Here is an 18,983-nt window from a genome sequence, read left to right on the forward strand (position 1 = left end):
CGACAACTACCTTGAAAAATGCCGCCACAGCGAGCGGACTGTGCGCAACGATCTGGCCTTGATTTACCTGCGCATCATGCGGGAGTTGGGAGCTAGGCACGACGTCCCGTTCAACGTTATAGACGAAGAGGATCAAACGTACGCGTTACCGGTAGAGCTGAAACCGATTGCCGAAAAACTGATGGCTTATGCGCTGGGTGAAACACGTCGCGCGAACTTGAGCCTTGATGAAGAGGAATTGCTCTTTCGCCGTTACATCCATCTGTCTGCCAACTGGAATGCTGCCAAAGGCTGGAACAACAGCGATCTGAACATCGTGTTTATCAATCGACCCACCGAAAACTATGTACGCGTGGTGCATCCCAATGAGTAAACGCCTATGCATGCTCAAATCAGGCTTCGCGTTGTTGTTCGCGTTGTTGTTGGGAGGATGTGCCTATGGCGAGCGCAGATCATTACCCTATGACGATTGGAGCCTCAGATTTTTTTCGCCTGACTACATGGAAGTCTGGATCGAAACGGCGGATGTCGTTGATATCAATGAACGTGTGTTTCGAGGTGCAGGTAGCGGAATCCCCTCGACTGGTTACCCCCGAGGGCTAAGTAAAGGCGTACCGGCTCACTTCAAGGGCGATGCAAAGGGGTGGTTTGAGCATCCGAAAGGAAAAGGTCGATTTGTAAGGGGCGCTGACCTACCTCGCTTCGTCTACGTACGCTGGCAGTCCATGGCCGAACCGCAGACTTATGAAGCGTACATAGAGATCCCCGAATCGGCGCGCAAAACCATGCTCCAGGGTGAAAGAACCTTTTGCCGTGCGGACGGTAAATGGATAACGGATTATCGAGACATGGTAGTAGTGGGCCTGGCGCCAGGAGGAATCGCCAAGGTATGACTTGGCGGTCAATGCCTATTGTCGACCGAAGCCATCCGTGTCCAAGGCACGATCAGCCCCAAAGGTCCCTACGGGGGCACGTCCAATGGAAAACATCGGCCGCTTTCAGAGGAGTCCAAAGCCTACATCGAAAAATTTGGAATCCCCTATGGGAGTTGGTAAGGCGTGCCAGGATCGCAATGATTAAACATCGCCTGAGAATGCTTGTTTAAAAGCCTTGTAGGTAACGTCGTGAAAGCTACAACACCTTGCGTCGTTGCCTACGGCTACGCCAGAATCCGCCGGCTTGTGCACCTTGGGACTGGTCGGTAACTTGATTCGTGTCACTGCTCATCAGTGATCGGGTTTAGTCGCTCGCTGGTAATTGAAGTTGCACAAGCTTCTGTCAGACAGGTATTTCCTACCTGCATTTGATGGTGGCTGTGCGTAGGGCACCCTCGGGTGCGCCGGCTTCTTCAATTCCCCGGTCCGACTAACCTGCGTACAGCTGCCACCCCTTCGTTTAGTCGGCGAAGTGTTGTCAGCATCACTTATGGAATTGAAGATCATGTTCAAGGTAACTCCAAACCCGCCAGACACCGACCCGGTCTCCCCCTACGAAAGCCCCGATTCAAACAAACTCAACGAAGCCGCCGAGCGCGCCCTCGACCATCACTTCCCGCCAGCCGAACCGAAGCCGCCGAAACTCAACGGCCAACTTTTCAGCGTCTGCCCCGACATCAACACAGAAACCCTGCTCGCCAACGCCTCGGAAGATCTACTTTCCATCAACGCCATCGCCGCCGACCTCGCCGACGATGTGGATGGCTCACGCCGCTCCAAAGCCTTGGCGCTCAGCCGCTTGGCCGATGGGGTGCATTTGATGGTGGAGCGAGCGTTAGATCATTTGGATGAACCGGAAATGGCAGCGATATTCGCCAAGCAACAAAACCGAGTCAGCTGATCCGCAAGCAGAAACAAATTTGATTAGCGTTAATGCCGGTCAGTTGAGCCATGACGCGGTCGGTAGCAGCTGGCGAAGCCTGCGTTCGGTTCGGGCCGCGGCTTGACTGATCGGCATTACTCTCGCCACCATAAAAAAATGGGCACCCAACCAAGTTGGCGTGCCCATTTTTTATTCCGCTCCCCCGCTATGCGGGATAGGGATGCGGATTACGGATTAACGCTGTCTTTCAACGACTTGCCTGGCTTGAACGCAACAGTGTTGCTGGCCTTGATCTTGACTGGCTCACCGGTTTGCGGGTTTTTGCCGGTGCGGGCACCGCGGTGGCGTTGCAGGAAGGTACCGAAGCCCACCAGCGTGACACTGTCCTTGCGGTGCAGAGCGCCGGTGATTTCTTCGAGAACGGCGTTGAGAACGCGGTTGGCCTGCTCTTTGGTGAGGTCTGCTTTTTCAGCAATTGCTGCGGCGAGTTCTGGTTTACGCATGTTAGTGAAGCCCCTTTGACGGTTTTTTGTTGTTATGTCCGTGCTGTTCTCGTTGGAACAGCGCCCAAAGCGCCGCAGCTGCTCTACTCTGCGGCAGACGGGAGTGAGAATGGCATGCACGGAAGAGCCGCGCCAGTCTCGGCGCGACCTTTGTAAGGGCAAAAGAGGGGTGATTCCGACAGAACGACCGGTATTTACGCCAGCAGTGCCGGAAGCTCTTTGTTCAGGGCCAGTTTTTCCATCACCGCCGCGCCTGTCAGGGCATATCCCAGCAGTTTGCCGCTGGCATCGCGGCACAATACCTTGATGTCCGCGCCCTGCCCTTCGACCGTCCACACGCCTTCGAAACCCCGTGGCGGTGGTGACACCACCAATGGGCAAACCGGGGTTTTCACGGTGATAGGCATCGGGCCATAACTCACCGCCGTCGGGTTTCCGGCGAGGGTCTGAGCCAGCGCCCTCGCACAGCTCATGAGGGGCATCACGTACAACAGATTCAGCCCGTCGACCTCGGCGCAGTCGCCCAAGGCATAGATATTGGCGTGAGAAGTTTTCAGATGACGATCGACGACCACGCCGCGATTGACCTGCACACCGGCAGCGGCCGCCAGGTCGATGCGCGGACGCAGACCTATGGCGGAAACCACCACCTCGCAAGGAATCACCTGACCGTCAGAGAGATGCGCTTCCAGGCCGTCAGCCACGCGCTGCAAGCGGTTGAGCACAGGCCCGAGGTGGAAGCGTGCGCCGAGGCTTTCCAGCCCGGCCTGGACCGCAGCGGCCGCCGCCGGGTGCAGCAAGGTCGGCATGACTTGCTCGCACGGTGCAACCAGTTGCACCTCGTAGCCGCCGAGGATCAGGTCGTTGGCAAACTCGCAGCCGATCAGACCGGCGCCGAGCAGCAGCACCCGACGTTTGCCGGCCGCCGCTGCGCGAAAGCGTGCGTAATCTTCCAGGTCGTTGATCGGGAAAACGGCGTCAGCCGCGTCGCCTTCGATCGGCACCCGCACGGTTTCCGCGCCCCAAGCGAGGATCAGGTCACGGTAAATCACCGATTCCTCACCAATCCACAAGCGCTTGTGGCCCGGATCAATGCCGCTGATGCGCGTGTGCGTGCGCACTTCGGCCTTCAACTGCTCGGCCATGGCGCCCGGTTCGGCCATGCTCAGGCCATCGGCGTCCTTGTTTTTGCCGAAGCCAGTGGAAAGCATCGGCTTGGAGTAGGAGCGCCCGTCATCTGCAGTAATCAGCAACAGCGGGGTTTCGCTATCGAGTTTGCGAAACTCCCGAGCCAGATTGTAGCCAGCCAGCCCGGTGCCGATGATCACGACAGGTGCGTTCATTCCCTACTCCTCTAAATGTCTTAGTTGATTTCAATCATTTCGAAATCCATCTTGCCCACGCCGCAGTCCGGGCACAGCCAGTCTTCCGGCACGTCCTGCCACAAGGTGCCCGGCGCAATGCCGTCATCCGGCCAGCCGTCGGCTTCGTTATAAATCAGGCCGCAGACTACACATTGCCACTTTTTCATTCACATACATCCTCAGGATTCAGGCTTTTGCCGGCGCGAACGGTCGATGGTTGGAGCGCTGCCATCCGGCTCAGGGGCGTTTTGTACTGATCGGGCCCGGCAGATGCAAGCCTGTTCGACGCAACGGCTGGCGGGATCAATCAAAATCGCCGGCTGACATGGTAAGCTCGCCGCCTCATTTGCTGCCAATAATGACTCACTGTGCCGCACTCAAAATCCCCCACCGCGACTCCGCTCTGGCTCCCTGAAAGCCAACTGACGCCCCTCCCTGACACGTCTACCCTCGACTGGCTGTTCGACGAAGGCTCTCTGACCCGACGGCTGATCCGTCTGTCGAATGACGGCTTCAGCGTCACGCCACTCTACGAAGGCTGGCAGCCCCTGCGCGCCGACGAATGTGCCGCACTGCAGCTGACCGAAGGCAGTGAGGGTTGGGTTCGTGAGGTGTATCTGCGTGGCCACGGCGAGGCCTGGGTGTTTGCACGCAGCGTGGCGGCGCGCAGTGCGTTGCAGGGCGACGGGTTACACATGGACGAATTGGGCAGCCGCTCCCTGGGCGAATTGCTGTTTTGCGATCAGGCGTTCCAGCGCCGCGCTATCGAGGTTTGTCACTATCCTCAAGAGTGGCTGCCGATGGAGTCCCGGGCACCTGAACTCTGGGGCCGGCGCTCGCGTTTTGACCGCGGCGCCTTGAGCGTGCTGGTCGCTGAGATTTTCCTTCCGACTTTGTGGCTCGCCACCCGCGCCCATCCGGAGAATTGCTGATGTACCAGAGCCTGCTCAAGTCCATGAATCGCTTGAACCCTCGGGCCTGGGATTTCATTCAGCTGACGCGCATGGACAAGCCGATCGGCATTTATCTGCTGCTATGGCCAACGCTGTGGGCACTGTGGATTGCCGGTAAAGGCTCACCGTCACTGGCCAACATCGTGATTTTTGTCCTCGGTGTGGTGCTGACCCGCGCCGGCGGCTGCGTGATCAATGACTGGGCGGACCGCAAGGTCGACGGCCACGTGAAACGCACCGAACAACGACCGCTGGTGAGCGGCAAGATCAGTTCCAAAGAAGCCCTGGTGTTCTTCGCGCTGCTGATGGGCGTGAGTTTTCTGCTGGTGCTCTGCACCAATGCCACGACGGTCTGGCTGTCCTTCGGCGGTTTGGCACTGGCCTTCAGTTACCCGTTCATGAAGCGCTACACCTATTACCCGCAAGTGGTGCTGGGCGCGGCGTTCTCCTGGGGCATGCCGATGGCATTCACTGCCGAAACCGGTGAACTGCCGGCGGCGGCGTGGTTGCTGTGGATCGCCAACCTGCTGTGGACGGTGGGCTACGACACCTATTACGCCATGACCGACCGCGACGACGACCTGAAGATCGGCGTAAAATCCACGGCGATTCTGTTTGGCGAGGCGGACCGGGTGATCATCCTGACCCTGCAAGGGCTGGCGCTGGGTTGCCTGATGCTGGCAGGGTCGAAATTCGAGCTCGGTGGCTGGTTCCACTTGGGATTGCTGGCGGCGGCGGGCTGTTTTGCGTGGGAGTTCTGGTACACCCGCGGCAAGGACCGAATGCGCTGCTTCAAAGCGTTTTTGCACAACCATTGGGCCGGGTTGGCGATTTTCGTGGGGATTGTGCTGGATTACGCGCTGCGTTGACTGCGAATGATCTGTAGCAGCTGCCGCAGGCTGCGTCCGGCTGCGCAGCAGTCGTGAAATCTGTCTCCGCGATGTATCAGGTAAACCGCGTACGCAGGATTCACGACTGCTGCGCAGCCGGACGCAGGCTTCGCCAGCTGCTACAGGTTTACTTCTTCGGTCCGGTATTGGTGATGACGTGCCAGACATCTTTCATGCCGTCACCTTTCATTTCTCCAGGCTTTTCGTCCTTCACAAAGGTGTACAGCGGCATGCCGTCGTAAGCGTATTGCATCATGCCGTCATCACGCTTAATGACACTCCATTTGCCTTCGGCCTTGGCACCTGCCGGAGCCATCATTGGCGGCCAGTTCTTGGCACACTCATCGTTACACATTGACTTGCCGCCAGCATCCTTGTCGTACATGTACACCGTCATGCCCTTTTGGTCGACCATCACATCGCCTTTCATCATTGCAGGCTCAGCCGCGAAGGCCAATGATGGTATAGCCATGACCGCAGTCAGCATCAAAGCTTTGAAGGATTGCGCGCATTGCTTCATGGAAACCTTCCTTTTGTGGTTGTCAGGATTCGAAATTAGAGCTTAGTTCAGGATCACGACAATCGCAGGGCGACTAAAATACTGTCACACGACTGCAATAATTCCGTTATCTAATGCGGCGCAAGACAGTTAAATGACAAGAGGGTTAAAGGCATGGTTGGCAGGAGCATTCTGATCGTCGACGACGAAGCGCCCATTCGCGAAATGATCGCCGTTGCGTTGGAAATGGCCGGCTATGACTGCCTGGAGGCTGAGAACTCGCAGCAGGCCCACGCCATCATCGTTGACCGCAAGCCGGACCTGATCCTGCTCGACTGGATGCTGCCCGGCACGTCCGGCATCGAACTGGCCCGGCGCCTCAAGCGCGATGAGCTGACCGGGGACATCCCGATCATCATGCTCACCGCCAAGGGCGAAGAAGACAACAAGATCCAGGGCCTGGAAGTCGGCGCCGATGACTACATCACCAAGCCCTTTTCCCCGCGTGAGCTGGTGGCGCGCCTGAAGGCCGTGCTGCGCCGTGCCGGTCCTACCGATGGCGAGACGCCGATCGAAGTCGGCGGCTTGCTGCTGGACCCGATCAGCCACCGCGTGACCATCGACGGCAAACCCGCCGAGATGGGCCCGACCGAATATCGCCTGCTGCAATTCTTCATGACCCACCAGGAGCGTGCCTACACCCGTGGCCAGTTGCTGGATCAGGTCTGGGGCGGCAACGTTTATGTTGAGGAGCGTACCGTCGACGTGCACATCCGTCGCCTGCGCAAAGCCCTCGGCGACGCCTACGAAAATCTGGTACAAACCGTGCGCGGCACCGGCTACCGGTTTTCCACCAAGGCCTGAGCTGACCGCCAGACTCGCTGACAAGGACGCATATTTTCCGTGAACCAAAACTGGCATGGCATCCTGATTCGCCACATGCTGTTGCTGGTCACCACCTGCCTGGTGATCGGCCTGATTTCCGGCTACTACGGCTGGAGCCTTGCCGCGGGCCTGGGCCTTTACCTGGCCTGGACGCTCAAGCAACTGCTGCGTCTGCACGAGTGGCTGCGCCTGCACAAATCCGATGAAGCACCGCCTGATGGCTATGGCCTGTGGGGCGAAGTGTTCGACAGCATCTACCACCTGCAACGCCGCGACCAACGGGTGCGCGGGCGCCTGCAAGCGGTGATCGACCGGGTCCAGGAATCCACCGCCGCGCTGAAAGACGCGGTGATCATGCTCGACAGCGACGGCAACCTCGAATGGTGGAACCGCGCCGCCGAAACCCTGCTCGGCCTCAAGACGCCGCAAGACAGCGGTCAGCCGGTGACCAACCTCGTACGCCATCCGAGCTTCAAAGAATACTTCGAGCAGAACAGCTACGCCGAGCCACTGGAAATCCCTTCGCCGACCAACGACCGCGTACGTATTCAGCTTTACATCACCCGTTACGGCAACAACGAACATTTGATGCTGGTGCGCGACGTGACACGTATCCATCAGCTGGAACAGATGCGCAAAGACTTCATCGCCAACGTCTCCCATGAACTGCGCACGCCGTTGACGGTGATCTGCGGTTATCTGGAGACCTTGCTTGACAACGTCGAGGAAGTGAACCCGCGCTGGACCCGTGCCTTGCAGCAGATGCAGCAGCAAGGCGGACGCATGCAAACCTTGCTCAACGATTTGCTGCTGTTGGCTAAACTGGAAGCCACCGATTACCCGTCGGATAACCAGCCGGTGGCCATCGACGGCTTGCTGCAATCAATCAAGAGTGATGCTCAGCAGTTGTCTGCTCAGCGCAATCAGAAGATCACGCTGGAAGCCGATCCGACGATTCTGCTCAAGGGCAGCGAAGCCGAATTGCGCAGCGCGTTTTCCAATCTGGTGTTCAACGCGGTGAAATACACACCGGCCGAAGGCAATATCCGCATTCGCTGGTGGGGTGATGAGCAAGGTGCACACTTGAGCGTGCAGGACTCCGGCATTGGCATCGACAGCAAACACCTGCCGCGTTTGACCGAACGCTTCTATCGTGTCGATTCCAGCCGCAACTCCAACACTGGCGGCACCGGGCTAGGTCTGGCCATCGTCAAACACGTGTTGCTGCGCCACCGAGCGCGGATGGAAATCAGCAGTTTGCCGGGCCACGGCAGCACCTTCACCTGCCACTTTCCGCCAGCCCAAGTCACAAAAACCCGAGTCATCAGCGCCACCGACTGATACCGGCCAGCACTCACCACTAGGCAATCGCCCGGTCAGCCGCTACATTGGCTGACTTGTGCCTGCCCTTCAGGCGCACTTTTTTCTTTCCTTTCGAATACACGGAACCCGCAAAACTCCATCATGGACCCTTCCCCTGGCTTGACCCTCGCGACACTCTTCGCCGATTTCGGCATGATTCTTTTTGCTCTGATCCTGGTATTGCTCAACGGCTTTTTCGTTGCGGCAGAATTTGCCATGGTCAAATTGCGCTCGACCCGGGTCGAAGCCATCGCTGAAAAAAACGGCTGGCGCGGACACATTCTGCGCACCGTTCACAGTCAGCTTGATGCCTACCTGTCGGCCTGCCAATTGGGCATCACCCTCGCCTCCCTGGGCCTTGGCTGGGTCGGTGAACCGGCGTTCGCGCACATCCTCGAACCGCTGCTTGAAGCCGTCGGCGTGGAGTCGGCCGAAGTGGTCAAAGGCGTGTCGTTCTTCACGGCGTTCTTCATCATTTCGTACCTGCACATTGTGATCGGCGAGTTGGCCCCGAAATCCTGGGCCATCCGCAAACCCGAGTTGCTGTCGCTCTGGACCGCCGTGCCGCTGTACCTGTTCTACTGGGCGATGTACCCGGCGATTTACCTGCTCAATGCCAGTGCCAACACGATTCTGCGGATCGCCGGCCAAGGTGAACCCGGCCCTCATCACGAGCACCATTACAGCCGTGAAGAACTGAAACTGATCCTGCACTCCAGCCGTGGCCAGGACCCTAGCGACCAAGGCATGCGCGTATTGGCCTCGGCGGTGGAAATGGGCGAGCTGGAAGTGGTCGACTGGGCCAACTCCCGGGAAGACCTAGTGACGCTGGAGTTCAATGCGCCGCTGAAGGAAATCCTGGCGATGTTCCGTCGCCACAAGTTCAGCCGTTATCCGGTGTACGACAGCGATACCCAGGAGTTCGTCGGCCTGCTGCACATCAAGGATCTGCTGCTGGAGCTGGCGGCCCTGGACCACATTCCCGAGTCGTTCAACCTCGCCGAACTGACCCGTCCGCTGGAGCGCGTCTCTCGTCACATGCCGCTGTCGCAGCTGCTGGAACAGTTTCGCAAGGGCGGCTCGCACTTCGCCCTGGTGGAAGAAGCTGACGGCAACATCATCGGCTACCTGACCATGGAAGACGTGCTGGAAGTGCTGGTCGGCGATATCCAGGACGAACACCGCAAGGCTGAGCGCGGGATCCTCGCGTACCAGCCGGGCAAGCTGCTGGTGCGTGGTGATACGCCGCTGTTCAAGGTCGAACGCCTGCTGGGCATCGACCTGGACCACATCGAAGCCGAAACCCTCGCCGGGCTGGTCTACGAAACCCTGAAACGGGTGCCGGAAGAGGAAGAAGTGCTGGAAGTCGAAGGCTTGCGGATCATCATCAAGAAGATGAAAGGGCCGAAGATTATTCTGGCCAAGGTGTTGATGCTCGATTGAGCATCAACCTTTGACTCACTGCTTGCCCAACGCAAAGTTGGGCAACGCGCCTACCGGTTGATTGAACTGGTACGGAATCGACACCAGCCCCAACCCGGTATTGCGCTGCACCACGAAATGCAGGTGCGGCCCACTGCTGTTGCCGGTATTGCCCGACAGCGCCAACGCACTGCCAACCGACACCCGTTGCCCCTCGCGAACGCTCACCGAACCTTGCTTGAGGTGCAGGTACACGCCCATCGTTCCGTCATCGTGCAGCACCCGCACGAAATTGCCCGACGGATCGGTGCCGCGTCCGGTCTGGGCATTTTCGGTTTTCACCACCACGCCGCCTCGCGCCGCGATGATCGGCGTGCCTTCGGGCATGGCGATGTCCATCGCGTAGCGGCTCTTTGGACCAAAGTGGCTGTATTGACCATTAGCCCCCTGACTCAGCCGAAACGGTCCGCCGCGCCAGGGCAGCGGGTAACGATAGGCCATGGCGGCGCCTGAGGGATCGCCCAGGGAGTATTCGAATTTTGGGGTATACGCGAGTGGCCTTGCGGGCTGCGTGGCCGTGAGCAGCGCCAGACGAATACTGCTGCGTGCCGGCATCACCCGGCGAATCGGTCGGCTCGGCGCACCACTGACGTTTTTCAGCCCGCCGAAGCTCAATTTGATTTCTACCGGCGCATACAGGTCATTGCGCACGTAAACGCTGTCCACGCCCTTCTTCTTCGTGATGATGAGGTACACCTGACGCTCAAGATTCTCAACCATGCGATCACGAAAAACGAACACCTTGGAGCCCGTCGTGGGGCGGTCGCTGTAGGAGACCACGCCATTGGCGTCGGTGGACTTGTAGATCGTCATGGCCACAGCCGGGGTGGATGCCATGAAAAGACCACAGAAAAAAAACAGCAGGCGCGCGAGCATGGGTAAGATTCTGTCGAGTAAGGCCTGGGTAGGAGCCTAGCAGCTGCAATGGACCCGGGTAGTCGGCGGATGTTTCAAAATGGGCAGTTCAGCGGATGTGTGGTGAATCTGATGGCCCTTTCGCGGGCAAGCCACGCTCCCACAGGATTTCGGTTGTTGTCGATGACATGAACGACACAAAACTTGTGGGAGCGTGGCTTGCCCGCGAAGGCGGACTGTCTGGCGACGGAGATTACGCGCCGGGTATGAAATGCTTCTGCGCCGTGCCGCGGGCAATCAGGCGGGAGATGTAGTCGAGCTTCTGTGCATCCTGGTCGACAAAGCGGAAGGTCAGTTGCAGCCACTCGCTGTCGGGCTTCTGCTCGTGGGCGACGATGGCGTGCAGGTAGCCGTTCAGGCGGGCGGTTTCGGCGTTGTCGCCCTGCTCCAGATCGAGCACCGCGCTGTCGAGCACTTGCGGCAGCGTATCGGTGCGCTTCACCACCAGCAACGCTTCCTTGAGACTCAAGGCCTTGATCACACATTGCTGAATGCCGTTCGGCAGGCGCAGTTGGCCCTGGCCACGACCGCCAGTTGGCGCTGCAGAGGACGCTGGAGGCTTGATCGGCGGGCTGTTGAGCAAACCGCGAGACGGAGCCGCTGCCGGGGCTGACGCGGCGGCGACAGGTTTGGCGAACGGGTTGACCGGCGCCGCTGCGGGTGCGACCACGGCAGCCTTGCCACCCGTCAAGGCGCTCAGGGAATCGTTGCCGAACGCCGAGTTCATTTTGGTCGGTGCGCTGTTCATCAAGGTGTCGAGCTTGCCGACCTTGTTCAGGGCGTGCTTGACCTTGGTCAGCAGTTGCTCGTTGGTGAACGGCTTGCTGACGTAGCCGGAAACCCCGGCCTGGATCGCCTGCACCACGTTTTCTTTATCGCCCCGGCTGGTCACCATCACGAACGGCATGGTCTTGAGGTTGTCCTGCTCGCGGCACCAGGTCAGCAGTTCCAGCCCGGACATTTCCGGCATTTCCCAGTCGCACAGCACCAGGTCGAACGCTTCACGCGCCAGAATCGCCTGAGCCTTCTTGCCGTTGACCGCGTCTTCGATCCGGATCCCCGGGAAGTAGTTGCGCAAGCACTTCTTCACCAGGTCACGAATGAACGACGCGTCGTCCACGACCAACACACTGACCTTACTCATCCATCACCCCTTTAAAAAATCCCGGCAAGCATACCGCTTTGCTGATGGCACATTGCCAAAAACCTCCAGTCACGCCGGGACTTTTAGTTCGCGGGTGCTGCTTTCGAATGCATAAACCACAAACAAAAACGCCCGGCCAGAAGGCCGGGCGCTTTTCTCAGGCAATCTTACTTATCGTCAGCTTTACCCGGAACATTAGCGGTTTCGCCACTTGTGCCTTCAACTTCTTCCTTCATGCGCTTGAGACCCAAGTGACGCACGTCGGTGCCACGCACCAGGTAAATCACCAGCTCCGAGATGTTGCGCGCGTGGTCGCCGATCCGTTCCAGCGAACGCAGCACCCAAATAATGCTCAAGACCCGCGAGATAGAGCGCGGGTCTTCCATCATGTAGGTGGCCAGCTCACGCAGAGCGGTTTTGTATTCGCGGTCGATGATCTTGTCGTACTGCGCCACTGACAACGCCAGGTCGGCGTCGAAGCGGGCAAACGCGTCCAGCGCATCGCGAACCATGTTGCGCACCTGGTCGCCAATATGACGAACCTCGACGTAACCCCGTGGGGCTTCGCCTTCTTCGCACAGCTGGATGGCGCGACGGGCGATCTTGGTCGCTTCATCGCCAATTCGTTCCAGGTCGATCACCGACTTGGAGATGCTGATGATCAGACGCAGGTCCGACGCCGCAGGCTGTCGACGGGCCAGAATGCGCAGGCACTCTTCGTCGATGTTGCGTTCCATCTGGTTGATCTGGTCGTCGATCTCGCGCACCTGCTGAGCCAGGCCGGAGTCGGCCTCGATCAGTGCGGTCACCGCGTCGTTGACCTGCTTTTCCACCAGCCCGCCCATGGCCAGGAGGTGGCTGCGCACTTCCTCCAGTTCAGCGTTGAACTGCGCGGAAATGTGGTGGGTAAGGCCTTCTTTACTAATCATGTTGGCGTCCTTGGAGCGTCCGGTAAGGTGCGGAGGACCGCAGCGTCAGTTCAGTGAGCAACAACAGCTTCCTAGCCGTAGCGACCAGTGATGTAGTCTTCGGTCTGCTTCTTCGCCGGATTGGTGAACAGGGTGTCGGTGTCGCCGAATTCCACCAGTTTGCCCATGTACATGAACGCCGTGTAGTCGGAAACCCGCGCGGCCTGTTGCATGTTGTGGGTCACGATGACGATGGTGAACTTCGATTTCAGTTCGTAGATCAGCTCTTCGACTTTCAGCGTGGAGATCGGGTCGAGTGCCGAGCACGGTTCGTCGAGCAGCAGCACTTCTGGCTCCACGGCGATGGTACGAGCGATCACCAGACGTTGTTGCTGACCGCCGGACAGACCGAGTGCCGATTCATGCAGACGGTCTTTGACTTCGTCCCACAGCGCCGCGCCTTTCAACGCCCACTCGACGGCTTCGTCGAGGATGCGCTTCTTGTTGATGCCTTGAATGCGCAGGCCGTAGACCACGTTCTCGTAGATGGTTTTCGGGAACGGGTTAGGCTTCTGGAACACCATGCCAACGCGACGACGCAGCTCAGCCACGTCTTCACCCTTGCGGTAGATGTTGTTGCCGTAGAGGTTGATCGCGCCTTCGACACGGCAGCCGTCCACCAGATCATTCATGCGGTTGAACGTACGCAGCAGCGTGGATTTGCCGCAGCCGGACGGGCCGATGAAGGCGGTCACGCGCTGTTTCGGGATGTTCAGGCTGACGTCGTACAGCGCTTGTTTGTCGCCGTAGAACAGGTTCAGGCCTGGTACTTCGATCGCGACGGTTTCCTGCTCGAGGCTCAAGCTCTGTTTGTCGCGGCCCAAGGCCGACATGTTGATGCCGTGGGTATGTGTTTCGTGCTGCATGGGAGGCTCCCTGTGCTAACAAATTCGGTTCGGTTGTGTGGGAGCGAGCCTGCTCGCGAAGGGGCCATCACTGGCGCCAAAAGCTTCGCGAGCAGGCTCGCCCCACAGGAAAATCAGTGCTGCATGAAATCAGCTATCCAGCGCTTTGTATTTCTCGCGCAGGTGGTTTCGGATGTATACGGCTGACAGGTTGAGCGTAGCGATCACCAGCACCAGCAGCAGCGCCGTGGCGTACACCAGCGGCCGCGCGGCCTCGACGTTCGGGCTCTGGAAGCCCACGTCATAAATGTGGAAGCCCAAGTGCATGATCTTCTGATCCAGGTGAAGGTACGGGTAGTTGCCATCCAGCGGCAACGACGGCGCCAGCTTCACCACACCTACCAGCATCAGCGGCGCCACTTCACCGGCGGCGCGAGCCACGGCGAGGATCATGCCGGTCATCATCGCCGGGCTGGCCATTGGCAGCACGATCTTCCACAAGGTTTCAGCCTTGGTCGCGCCGAGGGCCAACGAGCCTTCACGCACGGTGCGAGGAATCCGCGCCAGGCCTTCTTCGGTGGCCACGATCACCACCGGCACCGCCAGCAACGCCAGGGTCAGGGACGCCCAGAGCAGACCCGGCGTACCGAAGGTCGGTGCCGGCAGCGCTTCAGGGAAGAACAACCGGTCGACCGAACCGCCGAGTACGTAGACGAAGAAGCCCAGACCGAACACGCCGTAGACGATAGCCGGAACGCCCGCCAGGTTGTTCACCGCGATGCGGATCAGACGAGTCATGGTGTTCTGTTTCGCATACTCACGCAGGTAGACCGCCGCCAGCACGCCGAACGGCGTCACGACCATCGCCATGATCAGGGTCATCATCACAGTGCCGAAAATCGCCGGGAAGATCCCGCCTTCGGTGTTCGCTTCACGCGGGTCGTCGCTGAGGAATTCCCACATCTTGCTGAAGTAGAAACCGATCTTGGTGAAGGTGCCCATCGCGTTCGGCTGGTAGGCATGAACCACTTTGCCAATACCGATTTCGATCTCTTTGCCGTTTGCATCGCGGGCCGTCAGGCTGTCGCGATTGAACTGAGCGTGCAGGTCGTTCAGGCGGGCTTCAATGTCTTGATAACGAGCGTTGAGCTCGGCGCGCTCGGATTCCATGTCCGCTTGCGCGGCGGCGTCGAGATTTCCGGCCAGTTCCAGTTTTCGACCGTGCAGACGGACGCGTTCAAGTCCTGCGTTGATCGCGCCGATGTCGGATTTTTCCAGGCTCTTGAGCTGCGCGGCAAGATTGTTGACGCGATCGACACGGGCCTGCAACTCAGGCCACGCGGCCTCGCCTTCAGCGATGACCTTGCCGTCCTGTTTGACGTTGACCAGATAACCGTAGAAATTGCCCCACTCGCGACGCTCAATGGCCATCAACTCAGGCGGGGTCTTCTGGTTAGTCAGCCACTCGCCGACGATCCAGGTGAAGTCGTTGCCGTTCAAGTCACGGTTGCCGACCTTGATCAGTTCGCGGGTCATGAACTCCGGGCCCTGATCGGGCACCGGCAGGCCAGCGCTTTTCAGGCGCTCGCGCGGCACTTCTTCTTTCTGCACGATCTCGCCGATGACCAGGTGATTAGCCTGGCCCGGCACGTCGTAGCTGGCGTGAATCAAGTCCGCCGGCCAAAAGTGACCCAGACCGCGCACGGCAATCACCGCCAGCAAGCCAATGGTCATGATGACCGCGATGGACACCGCGCCGCCGCTGATCCAGACGCCAGGGGCGCCGCTCTTGAACCATCCGTTCAGGGAGTTCTGTTTCACAGACTTCTACCTTTCTTAAAGCGACGAGTATTTCTTGCGCAGACGCTGACGAATCAGTTCCGCGAGGGTGTTCATGACGAAGGTGAACAACAGCAGCACCAGCGCCGAGAGGAATAGCACGCGGTAGTGGCTGCCGCCGACTTCCGATTCGGGCATTTCCACCGCAACGTTGGCCGCCAGAGTGCGCAGGCCTTCGAACAAGTTCATTTCCATGACTGGGGTGTTACCGGTGGCCATCAGCACGATCATGGTTTCACCGACCGCACGGCCCATGCCGATCATCAGCGCCGAGAAGATGCCCGGGCTGGCGGTGAGGATCACCACCCGCGTCATGGTCTGCCACGGCGTGGCACCGAGGGCCAGAGAACCGAGGGTCAATCCGCGAGGCACGCTGAACACGGCGTCTTCGGCGATGGAATAGATGTTCGGGATCACGGCGAAGCCCATGGCCAGACCAACCACCAGAGCGTTGCGCTGGTCGTAGGTGATGCCCAGGTCGTGGGAGATCCACATGCGCATGTCGCCACCGAAGAACCAGGTTTCCATGTACGGGCTCATGTACAGCGACAGCCAGCCCACGAACAGGATCACCGGAATCAGAATCGCGCTTTCCCAGCCGTCCGGCACTTTCAGGCGGATGGACTCAGGCAGGCGGCTGAAGACAAAACCGGCCACCAGAATGCCGATCGGCAGGAGCATCAGCAGGCTGAAGATGCCCGGTAAATGACCTTCCACATACGGCGCGAGGAACAGGCCGGCGAAGAAACCGAGGATCACCGTCGGCATCGCTTCCATCAACTCGATCACCGGCTTGACCTTGCGGCGCAAGCTCGGGGCCATGAAGTACGCGGTGTAGATTGCAGCGGCGACGGCCAGTGGTGCAGCCAGCAGCATGGCGTAGAACGCGGCCTTCAGGGTGCCGAAGGTCAGTGGCGACAGGCTCAGCTTCGGTTCGAAATCGGTGTTGGCGGCGGTCGATTGCCAGACGTATTTAGGCTCGTCGTAGTTCTCGTACCAGACTTTGCTCCACAACGCGCTCCAGGAAACTTCCGGGTGCGGGTTGTCGAGAAGCAGCGGTTGCAGCTTGCCGCCCTGCTCCACAATGATGCGGTTGGCCCGTGGCGACAGACCGAAAAGGCCTTGGCCATCGACCACCTGATCCACCAGCAAGGTGCGGTGAGCGGTGCTGTGGAACACGCCGAGCTTGCCTGCAGCGTCAAGAGCAACAAAGCCTTTGCGACGTTCTTCGGCGGTGATTTCAAGGATTGGCGTAGTGCCCATCTGGAAGGTGCGGATCTGCTTCAGACGCTGCTCGCCATCCGGGTCGCGGGCCATGAACCACTGGGCCAGACCGCCCTTCGAATCACCCAGGATCAGCGAGATACCGCCGACCAGTTGAGTACTGGCGGTAATCTCGGCATCGCCATTTTCGAGCAGCTTGTAACGACCGTTGAGGCTCTTGTCACGCAGGCTGAATACGTCGGCCTGGGCGCGACCGTTAATCACGTACAGCCATTGCTGGCGCGGGTCGACGAAGATGTTCTTCACCGGCTCGGTCATCTGCGGCAGATCGATGCGCTTCTGCTCGTTGGTGATTTCGCCGGTCATCATGTTTTCTTCGCTGGTCAGCGATAGAACATTGAGTTGCGCACCGGTAGAGCCGACCAGCATCAGCGTGGTGTCGGTGGCGTTAAGGCTGACATGCTCCAGCGCACCGCCAGTCTCGTTCAGCGCTATCGGGGTTTCGCCGTACGGGTACTCGATGGCTGGCGTGATCGTCTTCTTGCCATCCGGGTAGCTGACTTTATAGGTGTGACGGAACACCAAGGCCTGGCCGTTGGAGAAACCCACCGCTACCAGCGGATGGCCGGGCTGGTCTTCGCCGATGGACGTGACGCTGGCACCCGCCGGAACCGGCAGATCGACGCGCTTAAGTTCGGCGCCACTGTCGATGTCGAAGAACAGCGCCTGCCCCTTGTCGGAAACGCGCATGGCGACCTGGTTCTGTTCTTCCAGGGAGATCATCAACGGCTTGCCGGCGTCTTGCATCCAGGCCGGCGTGATGGCGTCCTTGGTCGTCAGGTCGGCACCCTGGAACAGAGGGAAGACGACGTAGGCGAGGAAGAAGAAGATCAGCGTAATCGCGCCGAGAACGGCAAGGCCGCCCACGAGGACGTACCAGCGGGTCAGGCGATCTTTGAGCGCGCGGATGCGGCGCTTGCGTTGCAGCTCAGGCGTATTGAAATCAATTCGCTTGGGAGGATTAGTAGTCATGGTGGAATTGGCCAGATCATTCATGCGCACACCCTAGCGGTCCTATATGACAGAAAGATGACAATGCAGTGACGCAACAAATCCGCCGCCTGTGGGAACTGGCAGCGGACCAAAAATTTGGGGGTATGTGGGAGCGGCACCGTCGCTCCCACATTGAACCCGGGATTACCCCGGGTTCAGGGTTTTACTTTTTTGCTACGTTGCTACCTTCTTGCAGACCCAGGTCAGCCAGTGCTTTTGCAGCAACCTTGGCCGGCAGTGGGATGTAGCCGTCTTTCACCACAACTTCCTGACCCTGTTTGGACAGAATCAGCTTCACGAACTCGGCTTCCAGCGGGGCCAGAGGCTTGTTCGGGGCTTTGTTGACGTAAACGTAGAGGAAGCGCGACAGCGGGTACTTGCCGTTCAGGGCGTTTTCTTCGGTGTCTTCGACGAACTCGGTGCTGCCTTTCTTGGCCAGAGCTACCGTTTTAACGCTAGCGGTTTTGTAGCCAATGCCCGAGTAACCAACGCCGTTCAGCGAGGAGCTGATCGACTGTACGACCGAAGCCGAACCTGGTTGTTCGTTGACGTTTGGCTTGTAGTCACCTTTGCACAAGGCTTCTTCTTTGAAGTAGCCATAGGTGCCCGATACCGAGTTACGACCGAACAGTTGAACCGGCTTGTTCGCCAGGTCGCCGGTCACACCCAGGTCACCCCAGGTTTTCACGTCGGTTTTAGCGCCGCACAGACGAGTGGACGAGAAGATCGCGTCGACTTGTTCCATGGTCATGTGCTGGATCGGGTTGTCTTTGTGCACGAACACAGCCAGGGCATCCACGGCAACCGGAATAGCGGTTGGCTTGTAGCCATATTTGGTTTCGAAGGCCTGCAGCTCGTTGTCCTTCATCTTGCGGCTCATCGGGCCCAGGTTAGCGGTGCCTTCAGTCAGCGCAGGTGGCGCGGTCGAAGAACCGGCGGCCTGAATCTGGATGTTTACGTTCGGGTATTCTTTTTTGTAGTTCTCAGCCCACAGGGTCATGAGGTTGGCCAGGGTATCGGAGCCGACGCTGGACAGGTTGCCCGACACACCAGTGGTCTTGGTGTAGCTCGGGATAGCAGGGTCAACAGCGGCAACCGCGTTGGCAGTCGCAACGCCAGCAGCGACAAAAGTCATTGCCGCCATCAAACGCTTCAGTTTCATGCCTTACTCCTAGCAGATAGGGTGTGTTAAGTCGGGGCCAAGTATCAGCAGGCCGTGTGAACACTCTATGGCTGAAA

General features: G+C 59.0%; 17 protein-coding genes and 2 pseudogenes. 8 read left to right on the forward strand and 11 right to left on the reverse strand.

Translation table 11 applies throughout. The features are described from left to right. Positions 1-25: 25 nt before the first annotated feature. The 3 genes and pseudogenes from ACYZTX_RS01070 to ACYZTX_RS01080 form a co-directional block, all read left to right on the forward strand. Positions 26-373, forward strand: a pseudogene (locus ACYZTX_RS01070) (type VI secretion system tip protein TssI/VgrG); the annotation flags it as partial. Beyond that, positions 366-1,055 (forward strand): annotated as a pseudogene (locus tag ACYZTX_RS01075) (DUF2931 family protein). The pseudogenes ACYZTX_RS01070 and ACYZTX_RS01075, both read left to right, overlap by 8 nt. A 385-nt stretch (positions 1,056-1,440) precedes the next feature. Next, the gene (locus ACYZTX_RS01080) at positions 1,441-1,836 is read left to right on the forward strand and encodes a DUF6124 family protein (protein WP_462032592.1); all 396 of its coding nucleotides are present in this window, start codon (positions 1,441-1,443) and stop codon (positions 1,834-1,836) included. 209 nt (positions 1,837-2,045) lie between these two features. On the opposite strand, the gene ACYZTX_RS01085 is transcribed toward ACYZTX_RS01080, so the two are convergent. The 3 genes from ACYZTX_RS01085 to ACYZTX_RS01095 form a co-directional block, all read right to left on the reverse strand. Further along, positions 2,046-2,321 (reverse strand): HU family DNA-binding protein, encoded by a 276-nt coding sequence (locus ACYZTX_RS01085; protein ID WP_003213368.1) that lies wholly within the window; start codon positions 2,319-2,321, stop codon positions 2,046-2,048. A 194-nt stretch (positions 2,322-2,515) separates the two neighbouring features. Continuing rightward, the gene (locus tag ACYZTX_RS01090; RefSeq protein WP_462032593.1) at positions 2,516-3,664 is read right to left on the reverse strand and encodes an NAD(P)/FAD-dependent oxidoreductase; all 1,149 of its coding nucleotides are present in this window, start codon (positions 3,662-3,664) and stop codon (positions 2,516-2,518) included. Between the two features lie 20 nt (positions 3,665-3,684). Next, positions 3,685-3,852 (reverse strand): rubredoxin, encoded by a 168-nt coding sequence (locus ACYZTX_RS01095; RefSeq protein ID WP_007954349.1) that lies wholly within the window; start codon positions 3,850-3,852, stop codon positions 3,685-3,687. Positions 3,853-4,053: 201 nt separating this feature from the next. Here ACYZTX_RS01095 and ACYZTX_RS01100 point away from each other — a divergent pair, with 201 nt between their 5' ends. Together ACYZTX_RS01100 and ubiA are read left to right on the forward strand one after the other, a co-directional pair. Then, positions 4,054-4,617, forward strand: coding sequence for a chorismate--pyruvate lyase family protein (locus tag ACYZTX_RS01100; protein WP_462032594.1), 564 nt, complete (start codon positions 4,054-4,056; stop codon positions 4,615-4,617). Then, positions 4,617-5,507, forward strand: coding sequence for a 4-hydroxybenzoate octaprenyltransferase (ubiA, locus tag ACYZTX_RS01105; RefSeq protein WP_462032595.1), 891 nt, complete (start codon positions 4,617-4,619; stop codon positions 5,505-5,507). The genes ACYZTX_RS01100 and ubiA overlap by 1 nt, the downstream gene beginning before the upstream one ends. A gap of 148 nt (positions 5,508-5,655) precedes the next feature. Here ubiA and ACYZTX_RS01110 read toward each other — a convergent pair whose 3' ends face one another. Beyond that, positions 5,656-6,048 carry a COG4315 family predicted lipoprotein gene (locus tag ACYZTX_RS01110; RefSeq protein WP_462032596.1) on the reverse strand — a complete coding sequence of 131 codons (393 nt, stop codon included), beginning with the start codon at positions 6,046-6,048 and terminating at the stop codon, positions 5,656-5,658. 153 nt (positions 6,049-6,201) lie between these two features. Here ACYZTX_RS01110 and phoB point away from each other — a divergent pair, with 153 nt between their 5' ends. From phoB to ACYZTX_RS01125, 3 genes are all read left to right on the forward strand, one after another. After that, positions 6,202-6,891 carry a phosphate regulon transcriptional regulator PhoB gene (gene phoB, locus ACYZTX_RS01115; RefSeq protein WP_008150066.1) on the forward strand — a complete coding sequence of 230 codons (690 nt, stop codon included), beginning with the start codon at positions 6,202-6,204 and terminating at the stop codon, positions 6,889-6,891. 39 nt (positions 6,892-6,930) lie between these two features. Further along, positions 6,931-8,253: a phosphate regulon sensor histidine kinase PhoR gene (phoR, locus tag ACYZTX_RS01120; protein ID WP_462032597.1), complete on the forward strand. Its 1,323-nt coding sequence runs from the start codon at positions 6,931-6,933 to the stop codon at positions 8,251-8,253. 123 nt (positions 8,254-8,376) lie between these two features. Beyond that, positions 8,377-9,717 (forward strand): hemolysin family protein, encoded by a 1,341-nt coding sequence (locus tag ACYZTX_RS01125; protein ID WP_462032598.1) that lies wholly within the window; start codon positions 8,377-8,379, stop codon positions 9,715-9,717. Positions 9,718-9,732: 15 nt separating this feature from the next. On the opposite strand, the gene ACYZTX_RS01130 is transcribed toward ACYZTX_RS01125, so the two are convergent. From ACYZTX_RS01130 to ACYZTX_RS01160, 7 genes are all read right to left on the reverse strand, one after another. After that, entirely contained in the window at positions 9,733-10,632 is a 900-nt protein-coding gene (locus ACYZTX_RS01130; protein ID WP_462032599.1) for a peptidoglycan DD-metalloendopeptidase family protein, read from the reverse strand. 232 nt (positions 10,633-10,864) lie between these two features. Then, positions 10,865-11,815 (reverse strand): response regulator, encoded by a 951-nt coding sequence (locus ACYZTX_RS01135; protein WP_462032600.1) that lies wholly within the window; start codon positions 11,813-11,815, stop codon positions 10,865-10,867. A 167-nt stretch (positions 11,816-11,982) separates the two neighbouring features. Then, on the reverse strand, positions 11,983-12,744 hold the full coding sequence (phoU, locus tag ACYZTX_RS01140) for a phosphate signaling complex protein PhoU (protein ID WP_008150055.1): 762 nt from the start codon (positions 12,742-12,744) through the stop codon (positions 11,983-11,985). Positions 12,745-12,815: 71 nt separating this feature from the next. Beyond that, positions 12,816-13,649 (reverse strand): phosphate ABC transporter ATP-binding protein PstB, encoded by an 834-nt coding sequence (gene pstB, locus ACYZTX_RS01145; protein ID WP_462032601.1) that lies wholly within the window; start codon positions 13,647-13,649, stop codon positions 12,816-12,818. Positions 13,650-13,778: 129 nt separating this feature from the next. Continuing rightward, the gene (gene pstA, locus ACYZTX_RS01150; RefSeq protein WP_462032602.1) at positions 13,779-15,449 is read right to left on the reverse strand and encodes a phosphate ABC transporter permease PstA; all 1,671 of its coding nucleotides are present in this window, start codon (positions 15,447-15,449) and stop codon (positions 13,779-13,781) included. 15 nt (positions 15,450-15,464) lie between these two features. Continuing rightward, entirely contained in the window at positions 15,465-17,498 is a 2,034-nt protein-coding gene (locus tag ACYZTX_RS01155) for an ABC transporter permease subunit (protein WP_462036973.1), read from the reverse strand. 409 nt (positions 17,499-17,907) lie between these two features. Beyond that, on the reverse strand, positions 17,908-18,906 hold the full coding sequence (locus ACYZTX_RS01160) for a phosphate ABC transporter substrate-binding protein PstS (protein ID WP_462032603.1): 999 nt from the start codon (positions 18,904-18,906) through the stop codon (positions 17,908-17,910). Positions 18,907-18,983: the final 77 nt, after the last annotated feature.

Source organism: Pseudomonas sp. MDT1-17 (assembly GCF_054898105.1).